This window comes from Frankia sp. Mgl5 (genome assembly GCF_023242985.1).
Classification (GTDB): Bacteria; Actinomycetota; Actinomycetes; order Frankiales; family Frankiaceae; genus Parafrankia; species Parafrankia soli.
In genome coordinates, this window is sequence record NZ_JALKFY010000589.1 from 1 (window position 1) to 327 (window position 327).

Below are 327 nucleotides of genomic sequence, written 5' to 3' on the forward strand. Positions count from 1 at the left end.
GGCGGCCGGGCCGGTTCAGCGTCACGATCGACACCGCGCCCCGCTGCTCCAGCAGCACGGATGGTTCCACGATGACCGCCTTCGTATGATCGAGGCCGGATATGCCGTTCCCACCGGTACGTGACGACCTGCGCTGAGTCAGAAGGCTCCGGGGCGGACGGTGCGCATGACGTCGTCGAGGACCTTGTCGAGGGGCGCCTGGCCGTCGGTTGCCCTCCAGGCCCTGTTCGCTGCCTCCAGGCATGCCAGCGCGGCACCGATGATCGCCTCGGGGCGTGCGTCGATACCGGCCTCGGTGGAAGTGGGGCCAAGACGGTCGGCGATGTG

The 327-nt window shown here is 69.1% G+C and carries 1 pseudogene; it reads right to left on the reverse strand.

The features are described 5' to 3' along the window. Positions 1-138: 138 nt before the first annotated feature. A pseudogene (locus MXD62_RS10770) lies at positions 139-327 on the reverse strand (TetR family transcriptional regulator); the annotation flags it as partial.